Raw genomic sequence first — 20,047 nt, 5'->3', positions numbered from 1 at the left:
GCATGGTAGGCGACACGGCTGCCACCGAGTCGAGCGCCGGAGTGGCCGTGACTCAGCCGGAATCGGTTGCAGAGCCGGCCGATGCGGACAGTGCGGCTGCGGATGATGACGGCGGGCGGGACGACGCTGACGGCGGGGCTACGGACGCTGCGGGTGGCAGTGGGCCCGGGGCTGCGGCTCGGCCGGAGTTCGGATCATCGCTGCAGGAATGAGCGCGGAGGGCGGAGCCAGGGATCCGTTCGGGACGGCGCGGCTACGAGCGGGGGTTCTTGCGGCTTGGGGTGATTCGCCTACTCGGTTGCGGGAGGATGCGGCGACCGAGGCGGATCTGGTGCGGGCGGGGTATCGGGATCGGCTGCTGACCGAGTTGGCGCAGAACGCCGCGGATGCGGCGGCCAAGGCCGGTGTGGCGGGGCGAGTGGTGGTGCGTCTTGTCGACCGCGCCGTGCACATCTCGAATACCGGTGCACCGCTGGATCTTTCGGGCGTACACGCGCTGACCGCGCTGCGGGCCTCCGGCAAGGCGGATCCGGCCACGAGCGTCGGTCGCTTCGGTGTCGGCTTCACCGCCGTACGCACGGTCAGCGACGAGATCGAAGTGCGATCGACCACCGGCTCCCTGCGGTTCTCCCACGATCTCACCGGGAAAGCCCTGCGCGACAACGCGATCACCATCCCCGGCCCGGCCGAGACCTTCACGCCACCCGTCCTGCGCCTGGCCTGGCCGACCGAGGCCACCCCGCCACCCGACGCGGACACCGAGATCGTCCTGCGCCTGCGCCCCGGCATCGACCCCCAATCCCTCCTTGCCGCCATGCGCGCCGAGGCCGCAGACCTCCTTCTGGAACTGCCCGCCCTACAGAGCATCCACATCGGCGACGACGAGATCACGAGCACAGTCACCGATCTGAACAACGAATACCTGCCAGGCAGCGAGGATTTCGACGCCGGCGAAGGCATGCTCGACGGCAGTGGTGATACCGTCGCGAACCCGAGCGGCGAGCAGATGGACCTGAACGGGTCGCAGGAAACCCAAGATCTCGTATTCGGTGCAGATCTGAGCGCACGCCGATCCGCAGGGCTTGGGCTCAGAGAACTGCGTATCGATGGCCCTGGGGCGCAGCGGCGGGTTTGGTGGGAGTACCGAACTGCGCGGGCGCGCTGGTTGTTGCCGCTGCGGGATGGTAGGCCGGTGCCTGCCGTGCATGATGTGCTGCGCGCGCCCACGCGATCCGACGAGGAGTTGTCGTTGCCGGCGTTGCTGATCGCTGACATTCCCATGCAGCCGGACCGTCGGCGTGTCCTTCCCGGTGCCCGCATTGTCGAATGTGCCGAGGGGTATGCCGATTTCGCCCGCGCACTTCCGCCGCGCGACCGTCTCGTCTTGGTCCCCACCCCGGGCTTCGCCCGCAGCGAGGCCGACGGCATCCTTCGCGAGGCGCTGATCCGCGAGCTACAGTCGCATTCCTGGCTGCCGGTCGGCACCGCTCGTCCGAAAGATGAAAGGGCGCATTCGGGGTCGGCCGATTCCGCTGCGGACCAAGCATTTTCGGGGACCATAACAGCAGGAACAGATGCCGAGCACAGTGGTCGGCTCGACACCGAACACATCGACGACCGAACCGCCATGGACATTCCCGGCGACGAGCGTGCGTCCACACCACAGACAATCCATGACGCAACGGCAGTTCCGACGCGAGCGAGCGTATTCACCGGTCTGACTCGGGAATTGGCCGACTTGCTCGATGACATCGTCGGACCGCTCGTGGCGCCCGAGTTGTCCGGGCGCGCACATACCGAGGCCCTGAGTGTGCTGGATGTGCACAGACTGGGACTGGCCCGGCTGGCGGAACTTTCGGGCGGGCTCGAGCGGTCCCCGAAGTGGTGGCAGTCGCTGTATGCGGCGTTGGAGCCATACGTTGTCGATCCGTTGGCGGCCGAGGAACTCGGTGCGCTCGCGGTACCGCTCGCCGATGGCCGACTGGTAACCGGTCCACGCACAGTGGTTTTGGATGATCAGCTCGATGTCGCCATACCGGTGCACTGGGCTCGCTTGGTGCATCCCGAGGCGGTTCATCCGCTTCTCGCGCGACTCGGCGCACGTTCGGCCACCGCCGAGGATCTATTGAGCGATCCCGGATTGCGCGCCGAACTGGAGGATCAGCCGGGCGATCCCGATACCACCGACGCCGTGCTGCGGCTCGCCGCACATGCCGATCCGTCGGCACTCCCGTCCTGGCTCGGCCTGCTCGAATTGCCCGACACGACCGGCGAATTGCTCCCCGCCGACGAATTGCTGCTCCCCTACGCACCGCTGAGCGCATTGCTGGTGTCGGATTCGCCATTCGGCACCGTCGCAACGGATCTGCTGGATCGCTACGGTGCCGAGGCGTTGCGCGCGGTCGGCGTCGGCTGGGATTTCAGCATTGTCACCGAAACCGATCCCACCGGCCCCGACCACCACCTGGATGACGAGGAGCGCTGGTGGTCGGGTCTGCCCGAGGATCGGCCGGAACTGGCGGCCGTACGCGACTTGGACCTCGTCGACGAGTCGTCCTGGCCAGCGGCCTTGCGGCAGTTGGCATCCAGTCCGCGTACCCGCGAACTGCTCACCGATCCCGACGGCTACACGGCTTGGTGGTTGCGCAGACATGCGCGCATCGACGGCACCCCCCTAGGCCTGCTCCGCCACCCTGCCGATCCCGAATTCGCCGGTCTACTTCCCGAATTCGAGCTTTCCGACCTGGAAGCGTTACGCGCGATCCTGGCGAACCCGAATGCCATCACCCAGGAACTGGCCGCCGCACTACTGGACGCCCTCGCCGATCCATCGAAAACCCCTACACCCGAGGTGGTTTCCCGAACCCACGCCCGCCTCGCCGCCGCCGTGGATCACCTCGACCTGACCGAACTCGAACTTCCCGAGCGGGTGCGCGCGCTGTCCTCGGCGGTCGTCGACCCCAACGAAGCGTGGGTGCTCGACCAGCCGTGGTTCGGCCTCGCCGTGCCCGCGGATCACCTGGTAGCAGGCGATACCGCCACGGCATCCGCCCTCGCGAACTTGCTCGATCTCCCCATGGTCTCCGAGGTGATCACCGCTGAGGTGACGAGTGAGGGCCGCCGCAGCACCTGGTCGGCCGAACCGCTGGGAATCGTTGTCCGCCAACTGTTCACACTGCCCGACCAGCAGGGCGACCTGGTGCTCCACGACGATCTCCGGATCCACCTACGCGGTGCCTTGGAAGCCACCGTCGCGGTCCCCTGGTGGCGCGAAGGTACAACCACCCACATCCAAACCCCACACCGCCCAGCCTGATTGCTTGGGCTCCAGCCGCAAATCCGCACTCTCCACCCGTGCCCATGAACAGTGCGGATCCCGACAAGACGTACGAATCATCGAGCATCCGTACGCATTCCGGCACGAAAGCGGTACCTACTCCGCGTAGTTCGCAACCATCTCGCTGACCAGATCCAGTTGCCCGCGCACACTTTCGCTGTCGTTGTCGACCAACCAGCGCAACACGACACCGTCGATCACATTCAAGGTGAAGCGGCTCAGCGTCGGCACCGGCACGGACCACCGGCAACCGGTGGCATCGCGGGCATGGTCGAGGATGTCGGCGACGGTGGCGTCGTTGAATGCGTACTGTTCGCGCGCGATCGCGAGTTTCGCGGGAGTCGATTCCCCTTCGCGCAGCGCATATGTCGTGGTTTCGTAGGTGAGTAGTTGTCGCTCAGGTGTAGCTTCAATGTTGAGCCACATCAGTTCCAGTCCGGCGCGCACCAATTTTTGAAGCGCTTCTTTTCCACTTCCGACGTCTTGCCAAACTGTTTCGTTGGCGTCGACGGAATCGCGTAATTCCATCGACAACGCCTTGACCAGCTCGGTCATCAGCGCGTCCTTGTTTTCGAAACAGTAATGCACCACACCGAGCGAAACGCCAGCTGCCTGAGCGACATCGCGCGTGGTCACGCCCGCGACACCCTTTTTCTCGGCAAGGCCGATGGCTGCCTCGATAAGGTGGGCCCGTCGTTCTTCGACGCTCAATCGGGAGGACACCCAAGCGAGTTAAGTCCGCAACTCCGTCGCAGTCAATTCGCAGGGCCGAAAATCTCGGACTGGACGTTCGTCCAGTTGTGTGGTTCGCTTCACCACGGGATCGAAGGGAGACAGGTATGCCGGTGTCACGCAGAACGGTGCTGGCCCGAACCGCGGTGGGCTCCGCCGTGTTCGCGACAGCCGCCGCCGCGGCCACGGCGCCAGGGGTGACCGCGGCGCTCGGCGCACCGGCCGCCGCGGCTCCCGAATCCGGTGGCTACCGGATCGGACTCGGTCTCTCCGATATCACCGGCCCGGCCGCCGAATGCGGAATGATGGGCTATTCGCAGTTCGAGCAGCAGACCGCGGGCATCCATCTGCGCCCGCGCGCTCGCGCATTCATCATCGACAGCGGTGCGCGTCGAATCGTGTTCGCGGTCGCGGAGAACGGCATGATTTTCCAGTCCGTGCATCGCGGCGTCGTGCTCGAACTCGCCCGCCGCTTCGGTGATCTGTACACCGAACAGAACGTCCTGCTCACCTCGACGCATTCGCATGCGACCTGTGGCGGCTCCAGCAACGATTACGCGTACAACCTGTCGATTCTGGGATTTCAACAGCAGGTCTACGACGCCGAGGTGAACGGCATTGTCGAGGCTATCGTCGCCGCGCACGCCGATCTCGGACCGGGCACACTTTCGCTGGGGCGCGCCGAACTGCACGACGCAAGCGTCAATCGATCGCGAGTTGCCTTCGAACGCAATCCGGATGTGGATAAACAGCACTTCCCGAATGCGATCGACCCGGCGGTCACCGCGCTGGCATTCGCCAAGGACGGCAAACAAGTCGGCGCAATCACCTGGTTTGCCACGCACAACACGTCGATGACCAACCAGAACCGACTGATCAGCGCGGATAACAAGGGTTACGCCTCGTTCTCCTATGAACACACCGAGCACGGCGTTCGCTATCTCGACGGCCCGGCCGATTTCATCGCCGCGTTCGCGCAGACCAACGCGGGGGATATGTCCCCGAATCTCAATCTGCAACCCGGTTCGGGTCCGACCGAGAACGAGTTCGATAACACCCGCATCATCGGCGAGCGCCAATACCTCGCGTCGAAAATTGCATTGGCGGGCGCACAGTCCATCAGCGGTCCGGTCGATTCAATGCTCTGTTATATCGACCTGGCCGATACCGCCGTCGACGGTTCATTCACCCCCGACGGCCAACCGCGCCACACTGCGCCCGCCGCCGCGGGTGTCTCGCTCATCGCGGGCAGTGTCGAGGACGGGCCGGGTCTGCCGGGTATCCCGACCCCGGAGGGGGTGCGCAACCCGTTCATCGATGCGCTCGGCGATCCGCGCCAGCCCGCCCCGTCCTGGCTCGCGGATGCGCAGGCGCCCAAGGCGATCATTGCGCCGCTCGGACTCTTGCCGCCGGTACCGTGGGTGCCGAATGTGGTGCCGATCCAAATTGTTCGGATCGGTGAGCTCTACTTGGCTTGCGGCGGTGGCGAATTCACCATCGTTGCCGGACTGCGCATCCGTCGAGCCGTTGCCGCCGCGCTCGGCGTTGCGCTCGAGCAGGTGCTGATGCAGGGCTACGCGAACGCGTACCACGAATACGTCACCACCCCGGAGGAGTACGACTCCCAGCAGTACGAGGGCGGTTCGACCCTCTTCGGCCGCTACACATTGCCCGCCTACCAGCAGGAATTCACCCGTCTGGCAACGGCTTTCGCCGCCCGTCGGCAGGTCCCGCGCGGACCGGCACCCCGCGATGTATCCAACCTGCAGCCGAACTTCCAACCCGCACCCGGTCCGGATGCCACACCGTCAGGCCGTGGTTTCGGCGATGTCCTGACCCAGCCCGCCGCCGCATACGCGCGCGGTACCCAGGCCGCCGCCGAATTCGTCTCCGCCCACCCCAAACACAACCCCCGCCGCAACGGGACCTTCCTGGAAGTGCAGCGCCGCAATGCGTCCGGCGACTGGGTCCGCGTCGCCAACGAGGGCGAATGGGCCGTCCGCTTCTACTGGAGCAAGCGGGGGCTCGCCGAATCCGTGGCCCGCTTCACCTGGGATATCCCCACCGATGCCACCCCCGGCACCCACCGCATGCGACACTTCGCCGACAGCCTGAGCCCGGACGGCGCTCTGCACCCCTTCACCGGCACCACCACCGAGTTCGAAGTGAGCTGAGACGGGCGGTCACAGTCCGGTTTGCGCGCCTTTGTCGCCGCGACGGGCGCTGCGGCGCTGGATCGCGAAGATTATGTAGCCGAGCAGGCCGACGCCCAGCCCCATCAGGCACACCGGGCGGGCGGACTCCCAGCGATCGCTGGTCCACACGACGATCGTAGCGATCAGCCAGAGAATGCTGCCGAACGCGAGGACCGGCCGTGGATCGGTGAAGCGCGGCGGGATCTGCGGGACATTCTGGGGCACAGTTACAGCGTAGCCGCGGGAACAGCGGGTCACCGGCCGGCGTGTCCCGTATCGTTCTGCTCTGTGACAACGCCATCCGATGTTCGAGCTCTCGCCGGTGAGCTGTCGCTCGCCGCGGTGCGCTTGACGCGTCATCTGCGGGGGCGGCGCGCTGACGCGCAGATTTCGCTGACGCAGCTCTCCGCGCTCGCCAGCCTGCATCGTGAGGGGGCGATGACGCCGGGCGCATTGGCTGCCAAGGAGCGCGTGCAGCCACCCTCGATGACGCGCGTGATTGCCTCGCTCAGCGATCTGGGATTGGTCGAGCGCAAACCACATCCGACCGATGGCCGCCAGATCATCGTCTCGCTCTCGGATGCCGGCCGCGCACTGATCGCCGACGAAGCCAGCGCCCGCGAAGCCTGGATGACCGAACAGCTCTCAACTCTCACCGACGAACAACTGCTCGTGCTGACCCGCGCCGTCGCCATCATGAAGCAAATCGTCGACGACTCGGAGTAACCCGAACAAGCTGCCCGGATTGCTGGCGAGGTGCGTAGCCGCCGCGGGCTTATCGGGCGCCGAATGGTTGGTCGCTGTCCACGATTTCGCGGCCGAGGGGGAACAGGGAGATCGGGATGAGCTTGAGGTTCGCCCAGCCGAAGGGGATGCCGATGATCGAGACGAACAGCGGGATGCTGGTTAGCAGGTGGCCGAGCGCCAGCCACCAACCGGCGACGATGAACCAGATGATGTTGCCGATCATCGAACCGACCCCCGCGGAAGGTTTTTCGACCGTGGTGCGTCCGAACGGCCAGAGCACATAGGTCGCGATCCGGAACGAGGCGATACCCCAGGGGATCGTGATGATCAGAATGCAGCAGATGATGCCCGCCACGATGTAGCCCAGCGCCATCCAGAACCCGACGAATACGAGCCACAGGACATTGAGGACCAGCTGAATCGGCTTCATGAATCAAGCATGCCAGCGCGCGGCATATTCGGACATCGGTCCGGAGTACGAGGTCGACTCAGGGGAATCCCCGATCGGCGATACCGGCCCAGCCGAACCGGCGGAACCAGCCCCAACGCACGGGATCCAGCCCATGCCGACCACGACCTCGCGCGTGGATGGATGAAGCGACAACTTCGATCCAACCCGGGCGAGGTCCGCGCTGATGGCCGAACAGCGGTTCCAAGCTCATGCTGCGCCGCGCGAGATCAATCCTTGTGCATCCAGGCGAGCATGATCCGGGCTTCGAATCGCCAGCCCGCGGGCGTCCGTACCACGGTGCCGACCAGTCGCAGGCCGCCGGTCTGGTGGGGCGGTCGACCGTCGCGGTAGTAGTACACCACCGAGTTCGCCGTCGCCGCGGCCTGGTCGCGGTCGAAATTCACCAGCAGGTCCGCGTTCGTGTGCTGGGTGTGCTCGCCCTCGACCTCGGCCTGTCGCATGTAGTCGACGACCTTGTCGATGCCGCGGACTTGGATTCGCGGCGAGTTGACCGCCACATCCTCGGTGAAGATGGTGTCCGCATCCTCCCATCGCTGCTCGTCGAGCAGTCTGGCGAACCGGGTGAACAGGTCGGCGATCTCGAGACGGTCGGCAATCACAGTATCGCTGGACATGGCATCCTCCTTTATTGGTGACTCCAACATTGGTGTCGCCAACTATGCAGGTATTCATTGGCTGCGCCAACAATTCCTGGTGGCCGCCTGACCGTTCGGCTCAGAAGGCCCAGCCGAGCACGGCGTCGCGTTCCGCGCCGAATGCCTCGTCGAGGGCGCGTAGTCGCCCGGCGTCCTTGGCTTGCAAACGGTTGGCGGCCGCGAAGACCCGGGCCGGGTATGCGCCGAGGTACATCGAGGCCAGGACGTCGATGCCGAGTTCGAAATCGGGTGGGCGGGTGGTCGGTGCGCATTCGGCGATGCCGTCGCGCGCCTTCAGCGCGAAGGTGCCGCCCGCATTGCGGAACGGATCCTGTACTGCGAGAACGACATCGAGGTCGCGCAGGTACGTGCGAGCGGTCAGGGCGGCGGGAACATCCATGAGCCGCAACCACAGTGCGTCGTAGCGCGCCTTCGTGCGCACGAGTCGCAGATCGGTGAGCAGATATGGGAGCGGATCGTTGTCGCTGATCGCCGCCTCGACGTGGCTGCACAGTTCCAATCCGAATAGCGCCCGCCACAACGCGATACCTGCTTCCGAGGTCACCGCGCGCATGTCCGCGACCACCGCGACCATCCCATGTTCGCGACGGTGATAGCGGTACAGCGCGTAACCGTCCGGGTGCAGGAATGCGAAAAGATCGGTGCCGCCGTCGCGGAACGCCGGCGGATCGGCGAACTCCATGTGCCATCGCGCCTCGGGACGCACCTGCGCACCGGGCACTAGGCGCCGCCACCGGTCGTAGATCGCGCGTACCGGCTCGCCCGCGTCGGCCAACGTGCTCAGCACCACGCCGCCCGGATCTGGTGCCGACGGCAGGAATTCGACGAACCGCCGATCGATCGAGACCGCATTCTCCCGAATCGTCGGCCCATATCCGAACCGGCCGTAGATGGCGCCCTGACTCGCGGTGAAGATGGTCAGCGCGAGTCCGGCCGCCTCGGTGCGGCGATGCTGCTCGGTGTAGATGGCTCGCAGAATCCCGCGCCGTCGGTGCGGCGGCGCGACCCCGACTCCGGCGATTCCGCAAGCATCGACAGTGCGTTCGCCCGGCACCGTCAGCGTCATTCGGGTCGACCTGGCATGTCCGACGACTCGTCCGTTGTCGATGGCAACGATCGCGTCCTCGGTCGGAAAGAGCCGTGCCCGCAATTCCGCGCGGGCTGAGTCGCTGCGCATCCCGAACGAGGTGTCGCCGAGCAATTGGATGTCCGCCATATCATCGTCAGTGGCCGACCGAATGGTGATGCCTGGTATACGCGTCATCCCTCGACGATCGCATCCGCGCGACCACCCCGCAGCCGATTTTCCGCGCTCCGGCGGGCTCATGGCCGTGTCCAGTCCGTACGACAGAACGAACGCGTTGGACTGGGCTCTTTCCCGAGCACGGCGCCATCACCCGTTGCCCGTTGCCCGTTGCCCGTTGCCCGTTGCTCGTTGCCCGTTGCGTGTCGGCCGTTGCTTGTCGCGTGTCGGCCGTTGCCGGTCGCGTGTCGGGAGTTGCTTGTGCTTGTGCTTGTGCTTGTGCCTGTGCCTGTCGCCCGTTGTCTCCAATAGCGTTCCGGTCGGGCGGTCGCCGGATCCGAGCGGTTCGGCACCGGTTTTCGCGGCGATGTCGGCGCCCGGCAGGATGTAGCGGTGGCCGAAGTGATCGATATCGACGACCCCACTGACTCGCGGGTCGATGACTTTCGCGACCTGAAGTCCGCGGATCTGCGGCCGGATCTGCCCGGGCGCAAGGGGCTGGTGATCGCGGAGGGTGTGGTGGTCGTGCAGCGGATGCTCGATTCGCGGTTTCGGCCGAATGCGCTGTTCGGGGTGGAGAAGCGGCGTGCCGAACTCGCGGCCGAGTTGTCGGGCATCGACGTGCCGTACTACCGGACGACAGCCGAGGTAATGGCGGAGGTGGTCGGCTTCCATCTCAATCGCGGGGTGCTCGCGGTGGCTCGGAGGCCCGCGGAGTTGAGCGTGGCCGACGTCATCGAGCGGGCCCGCACGGTCGCGGTGTTGGAGGGCGTGAACGATCACGAGAATCTCGGCTCGATGTTCCGGAATGCCGCCGGACTGGGTGTCGAGGCGATTCTGTTCGGCGATCGATGCGCCGACCCGCTGTATCGGCGTGCGGTGCGGGTGTCGATGGGACATGTGCTGCGGGTGCCGTTCGCGCAACTGCCGAAGTGGCCAGAGGGCCTGGATATGTTGCGGAGCAAGGGTTTCCAGCTGATCGCGCTCACTCCGAACCCGGCAGCGGTGAATCTGGCGACGGCGATGACGGGGGAGCGGGTGGCGCTGCTGCTCGGCGCGGAGGGACCGGGATTGACCGAGGAAGCCATGCGAGCCACCGATATTCGAGCCCGCATCCCGATGTCACCCGGCACCGATTCGCTCAATGTGGCGACCGCGGCCGCCATGGCGTTCTATGAACGGGTGAGGACGTCATGAGGGTGCGGTCGTGAGCGAGCGTCAGCGAGTGAACCAAAGACACAGCGTGCCGTGGCTCACGGCGGAGCCGAGCGTCAGCGAGGCGCAGCCGTGAGTTACTTCCCGAACGGCGCGTACCGGCCCTACCAGCCGTATCAGGATCCGACCCCGTGGGCCGCCGGTCTCACTGTCGCGATCATGGTTGCGCTGCTGACGGCTGTCGGTGTGTACGCGTTCGGCTCGGCGCTGGCGGACGTCCATCCGCTGCTCGCGATCGTGGTCAACCTGATCGCGGTCGGCGGCGCCGCCCCCACCGCGTGGCGCTGGCGTCTGGTACCCGTGACCCGCTGGGTCATCGGTGGGGGCGCCGCCGGTGTGCTGCTCGGTTGGTTCGTCCTTATCATCGGCGGTCTGTCGAGCTAGCAGGCTTCGTAGCTCGCGCGACCACGACCGCCAGTTGGGGGGCACGGAGCCGGTCGGGTGGGCGGTCGATCTTTGTAAAGCCGATAGCACCGGCTCACGAGACGCGATCAATGCCTCGCAGCCAATTGAGCAGACCTCGTCTCGGTTTCGTATCGCCGTTGCGCTCCTCCAGCGGTATCAGGTCGGCCGGGTCGGGGGCTTGGCCCTTGGGGTAGAGGGTGAATCCGCAGACCGCGATATCGCCTGGTACCAGTGCGCCTTCCGGGGATGGCGCGCGGTACTGGAAGCCGAGCCATTCGTTATTAGCGGCGTCGGCGAAATCGGGTGGGTCGAAAGGGAGGGTTTGTGGGTTGGGCAGTTCGCCGGCCTGCCACCGCACCGGATGATCACCGGCCCAAAATGAACGTTCCCAAACCAGCGGAAGGCCCTCGTCTTCCAGGATGTTCACCCGCGTCGAGCTGAACGAGCGCCGGAATTCGCCACGCTCCCAATGGGCGAACGCGCCCCATCCGTAATGGGCGTCGAACGAGATCAGATAGGTGTGCTCCGAGGCGAGTGGGCGAACCAGCAACTCCGGCAGCGCCGTCGGATGCACCCGCGCTGCCTGCGCCGAGCACACCACCGTCACCCCGGGATAACAGCCGATATACACCTCGTCGGCAGCCGGCCCGCCGCACCCACCCAGCGTGCCGACCATAATCGGCCTGACATCGCGGTCGGTGTGCAGCTGTTTCGCCAGCGCGAGCGCGGCTTCGGGATCCGGATCGTGGTTCGCGTGGAGTACGGCCAACGGATCCTGTGCGTCGACGTACCAGAGAGACGAAGCCTTGGACAGCATTTTCCGGCACCTCCCGATGGTTGCACCAAACAGCTCCGCGAACTTCTAGCAACCCACGGCGTCCGCTAGCAACTCCCGCCACCGTGAACTGCCCGACGTCGACTGATCAAGTCGACAACACACCAAAAAATCTACCCGCACTGCCGCCCCAACGTCTTACCTTCCGCATCCGAACACGCCAGCCAGCCCCAGACCTGGAATCAAGATCAGGTGGAACCTGTGGCGGCATCGCACGAGAGATCCCACCACCATGTCCACCTGATCTTGATCAGGAGTTGATGCGCGCGGAACCCGAGTGCGGGAACGGGAGTCAGTGCCCCGAGCTGCGTACTCCGAGCAACACGTCCTCCCAGGACGGCATCGGTGCTTTTCCTCGCTTGTTTCTAGCCGGCTTCGTAGGTGGTGCCTTCTTCGGCGCTTCGTCCGCTGCGGGCTTCGCGGCCTTGGCGGGCGCAGCGGTTGCAGCGGGCGCAGCGGGTGCGGACGGGGCGGTGGCCGCACCGGCCGGAGCGCTACCGGCGACCGAAGTCGTATTCGTCCCGGCGGTGACCGGACTGCTGGCGGCCGGAATGGCATTCGTGCTCGCGGCGGCGGGAATCGCGGCCGCCGTACCGCCCGCACCGACCGGGGTACTGCTGCCCGCGACCACAACGGAACGCTGCTCGTAGTACTCGTCCAGAGTCGGCTGGGTCCGCGCCGCCGGACGTGCTGGTGCCGCGACGGCCTCGCGTGCCGGACGCGGCGGCTCGGTTGGACGAGTTTCCACCGGCCGTGTCTCTACTACCGGCGGTTCGGGCGCCGCGGGCGCCTCGATCTGCGCCTGTGGCGGCAGGATGGTGGCGAGCCCGCGTAGGGCACGGCCGAAGTCGGGATCAATCAGATCCGAGGCCGGATCATCGAGCGGGGAAACCGAGCCGCCGTGCGCGTCGGGCTGGTAGCGCCAATGCGCCGCTATCTCGGAACGGCCGTTCTGCCATTGTAATTGCGCGACCCAGAAGCCCTTTTCGTCCTTCCAGGCATCCCATTCGGCATTCTCGAGTGTGTGCCCACGTTCGGTGAACGCGGCGGTGACGATATCGATGAGAGTTTCCACTGCCGGACCGTCGGCGCGCACCGGATGCGCCTTCTGCGCGAGTTCGGCGGCGCGGGCCCGCTCCAGCAGTACCGGATAGGCGAATCGCTCCACGCGACTCAGCGGCATACCGGATTCTGCGGTGACCTGTTCAACGGATGCCCCGGCACGGATACGAGCTTGAATATCGCGGGGACGCATAGTTGCTTCCATCTCGATCTCAATCTGGCCGAATCGGGCAAGGTCTCCGCGTGCGGCGGCTCGAAGCTTGTCGTCGGCGGGCAGCCGGTACTTGGTGCCGGTCTCGGTGTCGATACACACGATGTGCGTGGAATCGGGCGTCACCCCGATCACTCGAAGTTCACGCACCGTTACCTCCTTATCGCGTCGGCTCGCGACACCGCCCACTTTCCGAAACAGTAGTGCACTACTGATGATCTGGCGGCAAGACACGCGGGGCGGAAATCTGCGAAAGACCCTGCGCGCCCCGCTAATCTGCTCTATTCAACTCGCAGCGCTGGAGATACGGCGTGTCGAAAGTGGGCGTGTCGCAATGACCGAGCTCGATTTACCCCAGCTTTTCGACAACCCAATCGATGCTACGCGTCAGCTGCGAAACATCCTCGGGGTCGATGGCGGGGAACATACCGACGCGCAACTGGTTGCGGCCGAGCTTGCGGTAGGGCTCGGTGTCGACGATTCCATTGGCGCGCAGCACCTTGGCGACGGCGGCCGCATCGACCGAGTCGGCGAAGTCGATGGTGCCGACCACCTGTGAGCGATGCGCCGGATCCGCGACGTACGGGGTGGCGAAGGAACTCGACTCGGCCCAGGCATACAGCCGCGACGACGAATCCAGCGTCCGCTTGACCGCCCAGTCCAGGCCGCCGTTGCCGTTGATCCACTCGATCTGGTCCGCGAACAGCAGCAGGGTGCCGAGCGCCGGGGTGTTGTAGGTCTGATCCTTGGTGCTGTTGTCGATCGCGATCGGCAGCGAAAGGAAGTCCGGGGTCCAGCGACCCGAGGCCTTGATCTCCTCGACCCGGGCCAGCGCGGCCGGGCTCATCAGCGCGACCCACAGGCCGCCGTCGGAGGCGAAGCACTTCTGCGGTGCGAAGTAGTAGACATCGGCATCGGTGATGTTGACCGGCAGGCCGCCCGCGCCGGACGTGGCGTCGATGGCGATCAGGGCGTGCTCCGAACCCGCCGGACGCTGCACCGGGATCGAAACACCGGTGGAGGTTTCGTTGTGCGCCCAGCCGATGAGGTCGGCCGACGGATCCGCGACCGGCTCGGGCGCACTGCCCGGCTCCGCCGAGACCACGATCGGATCGCCGATGAACGGGTTGCCCTTGGCCACCGCGGCGAACTTCGAGCTGAACTCGCCATTGGTCAGGTGCAGCGAGCGCTCCCGGATCAGGCCGAAGGCGGCGGCATCCCAAAATGCCGTGGTGCCACCGTTGCCCAGCACCACCTCGTAGTCGTCGGGCAGCGTGAACAGCTCGCGCAGGCCGCTGCGCACCCGCGCGACCACATCCTTGACCGGCTTCTGCCGGTGACTGGTTCCGAACACCGAGGCGCCAACGGACACCAGAGACTGCAACTGCTCCGGGCGGACCTTGGAGGGGCCACAGCCGAACCGTCCGTCGGCAGGTTTGAGATCGTCGGGAATGGTCGGGAACTCAGCGGTCATGGCCAATAGGGTAGACGGTGGTGTTGCTGTGACTCTGACCACACTCCGGCTAACGTTAGCACCCATGAACCTGGCGTCGGCTAACTCGGGGTGGCGAGCGCGCAGTGGGGGACCGCGGAACTTCGGACTGCGCGCGGGTGCGTTATCGGATGCGCAGCGGCGCGAATTGCTGCTGCGCGGGGTGATCGGCTCGGCGACCATCCTCGGTGTGCGGCAGAGTTCGATGGCGTCGTTCGCGAGGCCCTTCGTGCGCGCGTATGCCTTGCCCAGCGCTGTCTCGGCGGCGCCCCGTGGTGCCTCCAGGCCTGACACGAACGTCGCGGGGCGCAGTGGACCCGGACACGTTTTCTGGGTTCGCGTGCAGGTAGAAGGTGTGCTGCCCTATGAAACCCGGGTACGGCAGCGGATGCGCGAGGACGACCTGGAGTGGATGCAGCCCGGTGATGTGATCGGCTGCCGGGTCGATCCCGGCGATCGCGACCGCGTGGTGCTCTATGTTCCCGATATCGCCGATACCGGCCGGATGAGCATTTCGAAGATCCTCTCCGACGGCCGCCGCGCCGATGCGACCGTGCTCGCCGCCACACCGGTCGCCACCGATTACGCCGGTCGCGACGACCCGGTGCTGCGCCTGGACCTCGAACTGCGCGCCTGGGACGAGGTGAAACCGTGGCGCGTGCGCCTGATCCAACCGGTACCGCTGGCCGCGATCGGCCTCGTCGATCTGGGCCAACACCTCGAGGTCGCCTTCTTCACCGTCGACCGCGGCGAATCCGTCGCGGTCGACTGGCTCGCCTCCCTCGGCGAGGAATAGCGAGGCGGCTCGGTGCACGAGCCGCCATTTCGCTAACTCTTGGCTTTCACCCGCGCCAGCGCATGGCCGGTCAGGGTGATGAGCGCGGTCTTGGCGGACTCTCGATCCCTCGCGTCGATCGTCATCACCGGGACATCGTCGGATAGCGAGAGAGCATCGCGGATGGCCTCCTCGGGAAACTTGGGGGCACCCTCGAATTCGTTGACCGCGACCAGGAACGGTAGTCCGAGTTCCTCGAAATAGTCGACCGCGGCGAAACTTTCGTCCACCCGACGGGTGTCGACCAGCAGGATCGCGCCGATCGCGCCGAGGCTCAGGTCGTCCCACATGAACCAGAATCGGTGCTGGCCGGGGGTGCCGAACAGGTACAGCACCAGACCATCGTTCAGGGTGATCCGGCCGAAATCCATGGCCACCGTGGTGGTCGTCTTATCCGGAACCGCCGAGGTGTCGTCGATTTCGGAGCCCAGATCGGTCATCAGCGCTTCGGTTTTCAGCGGAACGATATCCGAAACCGCGCCGACCAGCGTGGTTTTGCCGACGCCGAGCTCGCCGGCTATCACGATTTTCGCCGAGAGCGCGCGGGAGGCGGTTTCGGGTGGTGCTTGTTCAGGTGCGGTCATCGAACATCCTCGGCTGCAAGGGTTTTCAACTTACCAGTGGCTCTTCCGTCACGTACCCCCCGTTGATACCGGTTCAATCCTGTGCGGATCGTATCCGGGTCGCGGCGCGTGCTCGCCGCCGATTCCGTTGCCGCCGACCCCGATTCGGCCCCTCCCGGCACCAACTGATTCCCTGGATCTCGTTTCGGTAGCCCGGATGTTGTCCTTTCTGTGATCGGCGCATCCGCCGCCCGCTTTGCCGCGGACCAGCCCTCATCCGCCGCCGAATGCCAATTTGTCGGAACCGGCAGCTCCCCTGTGGTCGGATCAGCCAACCACGCCGACATCATGCCAGCGAAAATCGGCGGCGCCGCTCCCCCCTCGGTCTGCTGCGCCGACCCGTTCGAAGTGGATTCGACGGACTCCGCCGAATCCTCCGCTCCGGAGTGGAACAACGAGGCCGTCTCGGCCACCCGCTCCTGTGGCCCGGTCGGAGGACCCGAACCGGCCGCGGTTGTGCTCGGCGACGTCGCGGCAGCCCCGCGTGCCTTGCGACGTCCCTTGCGATTGACTCCCGGAACCCGTTTCGGCAGACCATAACTGGTGATCACCGACGGTGCCGCGGCCACATCGGCCGTGGACTCCGCCGGTTTTGGTGCGGGCGAGGGCGGCGCACCGATCCGCCGCGCCGCGGGTGCGGACTTGGCAGAGGGTGCCACCGTATTGGCCGTTGGCTTGGCAACACCCGCGCTTGCCTCGGCCGCCGCCTTGGTGCCGAGCGTGTCCCGATGCACCGGAATCAACGGTTCCAGCGTCGACGGATCATCCGAATCCTGCGACGGCACCTCGATCAGCGCGGGCGGAATGTGCAGGCTCGCGGTGATTCCCGGACTGAGCGCGCGATCATGTGTCCGGCGCAGGCGAACGGTAATGCCGTGCCGGTCGGCGAGTTTGCCGACCACGAACATGCCCATCTGCCGGGTCGTCGCGACGGTGACCGCGGTCGGTGTCGCCAACCGCTCGTTGATCTCGTTCAGTTCCTCCGCCACCATGCCGATGCCCTCATCGACGACCTCGATGAGCAGGCCGCCCTCGGAGGTCCGGCTGTAGGCGAAAGTGACATCGCTATCGGGCGGCGAGGCCCGCAGCGCGTTCTCCAGCATCTCCGCGATCAGATGCACCACATCGGTGGCCGCGATGCCCGCGACCCAACCATCAGGTGTGGCACCGGATTTGACCCGCTGATAGTCCTCGACCTCGGACACCGCGGCGCGCAGAATATCGCGCACCTCGATCGGTCCGGACCGATCGTGGCGTGACCGCGTCCCGGCCAGCACCAGCAGATTGGCGCTGGTGCGCCGCATGCGCGCGGCCAAGTGGTCGAGTCGGAACAGGTGGCCGAGCCGCTCGGGATCCTTCTCCTCGAATTCGAGCGCCTCGATCATGCTGAGCTGGCGATCCACCAGCGTCTGATTGCGCCGCGCCATGGTCTCGAACATGCCGTTGACCTGATCGCGCAGCAGCTGCTGCTGTGCGGCGAGTTTGAGGGCCTGGGTGTGCAAACCGTCGACGGTGCGGGCGATTTCGCCGATCTCCTCACCGGTGTGCACCGGCACCGGTTTCACCTCGATATCCGCGAGCTGAGCGCCGCGCATGATCCGCTCGACCTCGCTCGGGAGGTCCTTCTCGGCGAGTTCGGTGGCGCCCGCCCGCAGCCTGCGTAGCGGCTGCAGCAGCGAGTGTGCGACCCACAGCGCCAGTGCGAGCGCCGCGATGACGGTCCCGAGCACCACCAGGGAGGCCTGCAGAGCTGCGGATTGGGCCGTGGCGACCTTGTCGTCGACATCGCGAATGACGCCCTGCACGATCTGGCGCGTCAATCCGGTGAAGACATCGCGGGATTCGATGGTCATCCGCCGCATTTCCGCCAGATCGACGGCGTGGGTGCGCATCGCGACCTCGATCATGCCCTTCAGCGCGAGGTTGTTGGGGCGCACCACCCGATCGAGATCGGGCTTGGCGGTGGGCAGTACCCGCTCAACCGCATCGGCCGTGGTCAGGAAGCGCCCCTGCGCGATAGCGAAACCTTCGGCCTTGGACGGCTGTTGCATCGCCGACATGGCCGCCATCAGCCAGTTGAAGCCCTCGACCTTGGCGACCAGCACATCGGAGACCTGCGCTTTCGCGGCCACGACGGAGCCGACGCCGATCGGGGTGAGCAATTTGTCCACGGTGCCGATGGCATCGGCGACGATCGCATTGTTCAGCTCGACGGCCTTCACCGGATCGGCGCCGCCCTTACCGCCCGAGCGGATGACCTCGCTGGTCGCGGTCATCTGCTTCAACGCCCTGGCGACCGTCGCGTCGATGCCCTTGCGTCCCGCGCGCACTGTGGCTTCGGTGATAGCCGTTGACAATTCGACCAGATCCTGGTCGGTGGTGGTGCCGTAAACCTGCCCGCCGGCGACGGTCGAGGCCGCCGATTCGAGTGCGGTGATCGCCGGAATATCGGAGATGCGATCGGCCGCCTTGTTGTATTCGGAGTAATCGCCGAAGAAGACCGTCAGGCGCAGACAGCCGAGCAGAATGGCCGCGGCCAGCGGAAGCGCAACGGCCGCACCGACTTTCCAGCGGACTCGCCACTGCTCGAGATTCCGCCATCGAGTGTGCGCGAAGATTCCCTGCGCCACCCTAGCTACCGCCTTCCGCGCGGATCGGGCCGATCCGGTCACCTCGCGTTGGCGAAATGCCCGGTGCACGGCCATGATCCGTCTCACCATTGATTTTCGAGCGACCGGCACGCGGTCGGCTGACGTCGGGACACAAGTCCGCATCGGTACCATACTGGCTCGCCGCCGAGGGTTGCGCGCTATTGGCGCGATCCCGCAGACGTCCATTCCAATCCGTGATCTTCGGTCCCGCGATGCGCCGGGCCAACGCCGTGCCGACCTGGACTATCGATGGCAACGGTGCTCAGAGATGAACAAAGGTGAACCCCGCTGAACGCAGTGTGGGCAGCGCCGCCGTCATTCCGGCGGCCGTTCCGGAATTCGGCCGGTGCATATGCGCCAGCGAGATCGCGCCGGGCGCGGCGGCTTTCATCGCATTCTGGACCTGCGCCGCGCTCGCGGTGGCGCCGTAGTCGGCATTGATGCTGAAACCGACCGGCCGTTCACCCAACTCGTTGACGATCGCGACCGCGACATCGTCGTAGTGCGCGGTACCCGGGCGGAAGAAGCGCGGCGGTTTGCCGAGCAAGGTGGTGAGCCGTTCGTGATTGGCCCAGACCTCGTCGACGGCCTCCTGTGGCGAGTCGGTGCCCGGAATCTCATAGGCGGCCCGGCCGGTCACCGAGAGCGGTTTGTGTGCCACACCGTGATTCGCCAGCTCGAACAGCGGATTGGCCGCCAATTGCGCGGCGCGACCAGAATTCGCATCGATCCAGCGTTTATTCAGGAAGAGGGTGGCCGGAATCTGCTGGGAGATGAGCAGATTCAGCAATGTCTCATCGATATCGTTGTTACCCGGCCCGCCGCATGCGTCGAAGGTGAGCGCCATCTGTTTGCCGGTCGCCGCGAAAGTGCTGGTGATGCCATCCATCTCCATGCCCCACCGCGTCGGCTGCGCACCCGCGTGCCGGGCGGCCACCGCCGCGGGGGAGTTGGCCGCGGGCGCCTGCTGCAACGGGGATCTGGGGATGGCCTGCACGTCAACGGCGTTCGCGGTCGTTCTCGATTGCGCGGTAGTCGTACTGCCCTTATCGGTACTGCAACCCGCGACGAAGGCCGCGGCCGCGGCACCGAGCCCGATCAGCCGCCGCCGTGACACGTTCCTATCCAGCATTCCCCGTTAACTCTCTCTCCCGGCCATTCACCCGGGGATGCTACGCGGTGTTTGATTTGCCGCGCCTTCGGCGCGGCGTGTTCGCGGCCCCCTGCTGTCTCGCGTCCGAGTGCCGACTCGGCCCCTCTATGCGGATCCCGGTTCAAGCGGCTGACGCGGAGGCTGTCGTGCTTGGAAACGGTGAATCCGGATTCATCCGGACGC

At 65.9% G+C, this 20,047-nt stretch carries 17 protein-coding genes; 6 read left to right on the top strand and 11 right to left on the bottom strand.

The genetic code is table 11. The annotated features are described in order from the left end of the window. Positions 1 to 208 precede the first annotated feature (208 nt). The gene (locus tag AB0J29_RS22445; protein WP_364789360.1) at positions 209 to 3,316 is read left to right on the top strand and encodes an ATP-binding protein; all 3,108 of its coding nucleotides are present in this window, start codon (positions 209 to 211) and stop codon (positions 3,314 to 3,316) included. A 117-nt stretch (positions 3,317 to 3,433) separates the two neighbouring features. On the opposite strand, the gene AB0J29_RS22440 is transcribed toward AB0J29_RS22445, so the two are convergent. After that, the gene (locus tag AB0J29_RS22440; RefSeq protein WP_364789357.1) at positions 3,434 to 4,048 is read right to left on the bottom strand and encodes a TetR/AcrR family transcriptional regulator; all 615 of its coding nucleotides are present in this window, start codon (positions 4,046 to 4,048) and stop codon (positions 3,434 to 3,436) included. Between the two features lie 128 nt (positions 4,049 to 4,176). Here AB0J29_RS22440 and AB0J29_RS22435 point away from each other — a divergent pair, with 128 nt between their 5' ends. Beyond that, positions 4,177 to 6,243, top strand: coding sequence for a neutral/alkaline ceramidase (locus AB0J29_RS22435; protein WP_364789354.1), 2,067 nt, complete (start codon positions 4,177 to 4,179; stop codon positions 6,241 to 6,243). Positions 6,244 to 6,252: 9 nt separating this feature from the next. On the opposite strand, the gene AB0J29_RS22430 is transcribed toward AB0J29_RS22435, so the two are convergent. Further along, positions 6,253 to 6,489, bottom strand: a complete 237-nt coding sequence (locus AB0J29_RS22430; RefSeq protein ID WP_364789351.1) for a DUF2530 domain-containing protein — start codon at positions 6,487 to 6,489, stop codon at positions 6,253 to 6,255. Between the two features lie 63 nt (positions 6,490 to 6,552). On the opposite strand from AB0J29_RS22430, the gene AB0J29_RS22425 reads away from it, so the two are divergent. Continuing rightward, complete coding sequence (locus AB0J29_RS22425) at positions 6,553 to 6,990, top strand: MarR family transcriptional regulator (protein ID WP_364789348.1); 438 nt, start codon at positions 6,553 to 6,555, stop codon at positions 6,988 to 6,990. A 49-nt stretch (positions 6,991 to 7,039) separates the two neighbouring features. On the opposite strand, the gene AB0J29_RS22420 is transcribed toward AB0J29_RS22425, so the two are convergent. The 3 genes from AB0J29_RS22420 to AB0J29_RS22410 all read right to left on the bottom strand — a co-directional run bounded on the left by AB0J29_RS22420 (position 7,040) and on the right by AB0J29_RS22410 (position 9,403). Continuing rightward, entirely contained in the window at positions 7,040 to 7,441 is a 402-nt protein-coding gene (locus tag AB0J29_RS22420; RefSeq protein ID WP_364789345.1) for a YccF domain-containing protein, read from the bottom strand. A 248-nt stretch (positions 7,442 to 7,689) separates the two neighbouring features. Continuing rightward, positions 7,690 to 8,097: a nuclear transport factor 2 family protein gene (locus AB0J29_RS22415; RefSeq protein ID WP_364789342.1), complete on the bottom strand. Its 408-nt coding sequence runs from the start codon at positions 8,095 to 8,097 to the stop codon at positions 7,690 to 7,692. Between the two features lie 100 nt (positions 8,098 to 8,197). After that, the gene (locus AB0J29_RS22410) at positions 8,198 to 9,403 is read right to left on the bottom strand and encodes a GNAT family N-acetyltransferase (protein ID WP_364789339.1); all 1,206 of its coding nucleotides are present in this window, start codon (positions 9,401 to 9,403) and stop codon (positions 8,198 to 8,200) included. 372 nt (positions 9,404 to 9,775) lie between these two features. Here AB0J29_RS22410 and AB0J29_RS22405 point away from each other — a divergent pair, with 372 nt between their 5' ends. Both AB0J29_RS22405 and AB0J29_RS22400 read left to right on the top strand, forming a co-directional pair. Then, entirely contained in the window at positions 9,776 to 10,579 is an 804-nt protein-coding gene (locus AB0J29_RS22405) for an RNA methyltransferase (protein ID WP_364789336.1), read from the top strand. Positions 10,580 to 10,669: 90 nt separating this feature from the next. Then, positions 10,670 to 10,981, top strand: a complete 312-nt coding sequence (locus AB0J29_RS22400) for a DUF2537 domain-containing protein (RefSeq protein WP_364789333.1) — start codon at positions 10,670 to 10,672, stop codon at positions 10,979 to 10,981. 94 nt (positions 10,982 to 11,075) lie between these two features. Here AB0J29_RS22400 and AB0J29_RS22395 read toward each other — a convergent pair whose 3' ends face one another. From AB0J29_RS22395 to serC, 3 genes are all read right to left on the bottom strand, one after another. After that, the gene (locus AB0J29_RS22395; RefSeq protein ID WP_364789330.1) at positions 11,076 to 11,819 is read right to left on the bottom strand and encodes a hypothetical protein; all 744 of its coding nucleotides are present in this window, start codon (positions 11,817 to 11,819) and stop codon (positions 11,076 to 11,078) included. Positions 11,820 to 12,129: 310 nt separating this feature from the next. After that, a complete protein-coding gene (gene sepH / locus AB0J29_RS22390; RefSeq protein ID WP_364789327.1) occupies positions 12,130 to 13,260 on the bottom strand; it encodes a septation protein SepH in 1,131 nt (376 codons plus the stop codon). 199 nt (positions 13,261 to 13,459) lie between these two features. Continuing rightward, the gene (serC, locus tag AB0J29_RS22385) at positions 13,460 to 14,584 is read right to left on the bottom strand and encodes a phosphoserine transaminase (protein WP_364789324.1); all 1,125 of its coding nucleotides are present in this window, start codon (positions 14,582 to 14,584) and stop codon (positions 13,460 to 13,462) included. A gap of 64 nt (positions 14,585 to 14,648) precedes the next feature. Here serC and AB0J29_RS22380 point away from each other — a divergent pair, with 64 nt between their 5' ends. Then, on the top strand, positions 14,649 to 15,398 hold the full coding sequence (locus AB0J29_RS22380; protein ID WP_364789321.1) for a hypothetical protein: 750 nt from the start codon (positions 14,649 to 14,651) through the stop codon (positions 15,396 to 15,398). Between the two features lie 32 nt (positions 15,399 to 15,430). On the opposite strand, the gene AB0J29_RS22375 is transcribed toward AB0J29_RS22380, so the two are convergent. From AB0J29_RS22375 to AB0J29_RS22365, 3 genes are all read right to left on the bottom strand, one after another. Then, positions 15,431 to 16,021, bottom strand: a complete 591-nt coding sequence (locus tag AB0J29_RS22375; protein WP_364789318.1) for an ATP/GTP-binding protein — start codon at positions 16,019 to 16,021, stop codon at positions 15,431 to 15,433. Next, complete coding sequence (locus tag AB0J29_RS22370; RefSeq protein ID WP_364789315.1) at positions 16,018 to 18,765, bottom strand: ATP-binding protein; 2,748 nt, start codon at positions 18,763 to 18,765, stop codon at positions 16,018 to 16,020. The genes AB0J29_RS22375 and AB0J29_RS22370 overlap by 4 nt, the downstream gene beginning before the upstream one ends. A gap of 208 nt (positions 18,766 to 18,973) precedes the next feature. After that, positions 18,974 to 19,828 carry a polysaccharide deacetylase family protein gene (locus AB0J29_RS22365; protein WP_364789312.1) on the bottom strand — a complete coding sequence of 285 codons (855 nt, stop codon included), beginning with the start codon at positions 19,826 to 19,828 and terminating at the stop codon, positions 18,974 to 18,976. Between the last annotated feature and the right edge of the window lie 219 nt (positions 19,829 to 20,047).

It is taken from the genome of Nocardia sp. NPDC049707, assembly GCF_040674855.1.
Classification (GTDB): Bacteria; Actinomycetota; Actinomycetes; order Mycobacteriales; family Mycobacteriaceae; genus Nocardia.
Note: the sequence above shows the minus strand (reverse complement) of the source record. Positions and strands in the feature narration are given on the sequence as shown.

Bases quoted from the DNA above. Each gene is read 5' to 3' on its own strand.
- AB0J29_RS22445 (WP_364789360.1), top strand. From the start codon at position 209: ATGAGCGCGGAGGGCGGAGCCAGGGATCCGTTCGGGACGGCGCGGCTA.
- AB0J29_RS22435 (WP_364789354.1), top strand. From the start codon at position 4,177: ATGCCGGTGTCACGCAGAACGGTGCTGGCCCGAACCGCGGTGGGCTCC.
- AB0J29_RS22420 (WP_364789345.1), bottom strand. From the start codon at position 7,441: ATGAAGCCGATTCAGCTGGTCCTCAATGTCCTGTGGCTCGTATTCGTC.
- AB0J29_RS22415 (WP_364789342.1), bottom strand. From the start codon at position 8,097: ATGTCCAGCGATACTGTGATTGCCGACCGTCTCGAGATCGCCGACCTG.
- AB0J29_RS22410 (WP_364789339.1), bottom strand. From the start codon at position 9,403: ATGACGCGTATACCAGGCATCACCATTCGGTCGGCCACTGACGATGAT.
- AB0J29_RS22395 (WP_364789330.1), bottom strand. From the start codon at position 11,819: ATGCTGTCCAAGGCTTCGTCTCTCTGGTACGTCGACGCACAGGATCCG.
- serC (WP_364789324.1), bottom strand. From the start codon at position 14,584: ATGACCGCTGAGTTCCCGACCATTCCCGACGATCTCAAACCTGCCGAC.
- AB0J29_RS22380 (WP_364789321.1), top strand. From the start codon at position 14,649: ATGAACCTGGCGTCGGCTAACTCGGGGTGGCGAGCGCGCAGTGGGGGA.
- AB0J29_RS22375 (WP_364789318.1), bottom strand. From the start codon at position 16,021: ATGACCGCACCTGAACAAGCACCACCCGAAACCGCCTCCCGCGCGCTC.
- AB0J29_RS22370 (WP_364789315.1), bottom strand. From the start codon at position 18,765: ATGGCCGTGCACCGGGCATTTCGCCAACGCGAGGTGACCGGATCGGCC.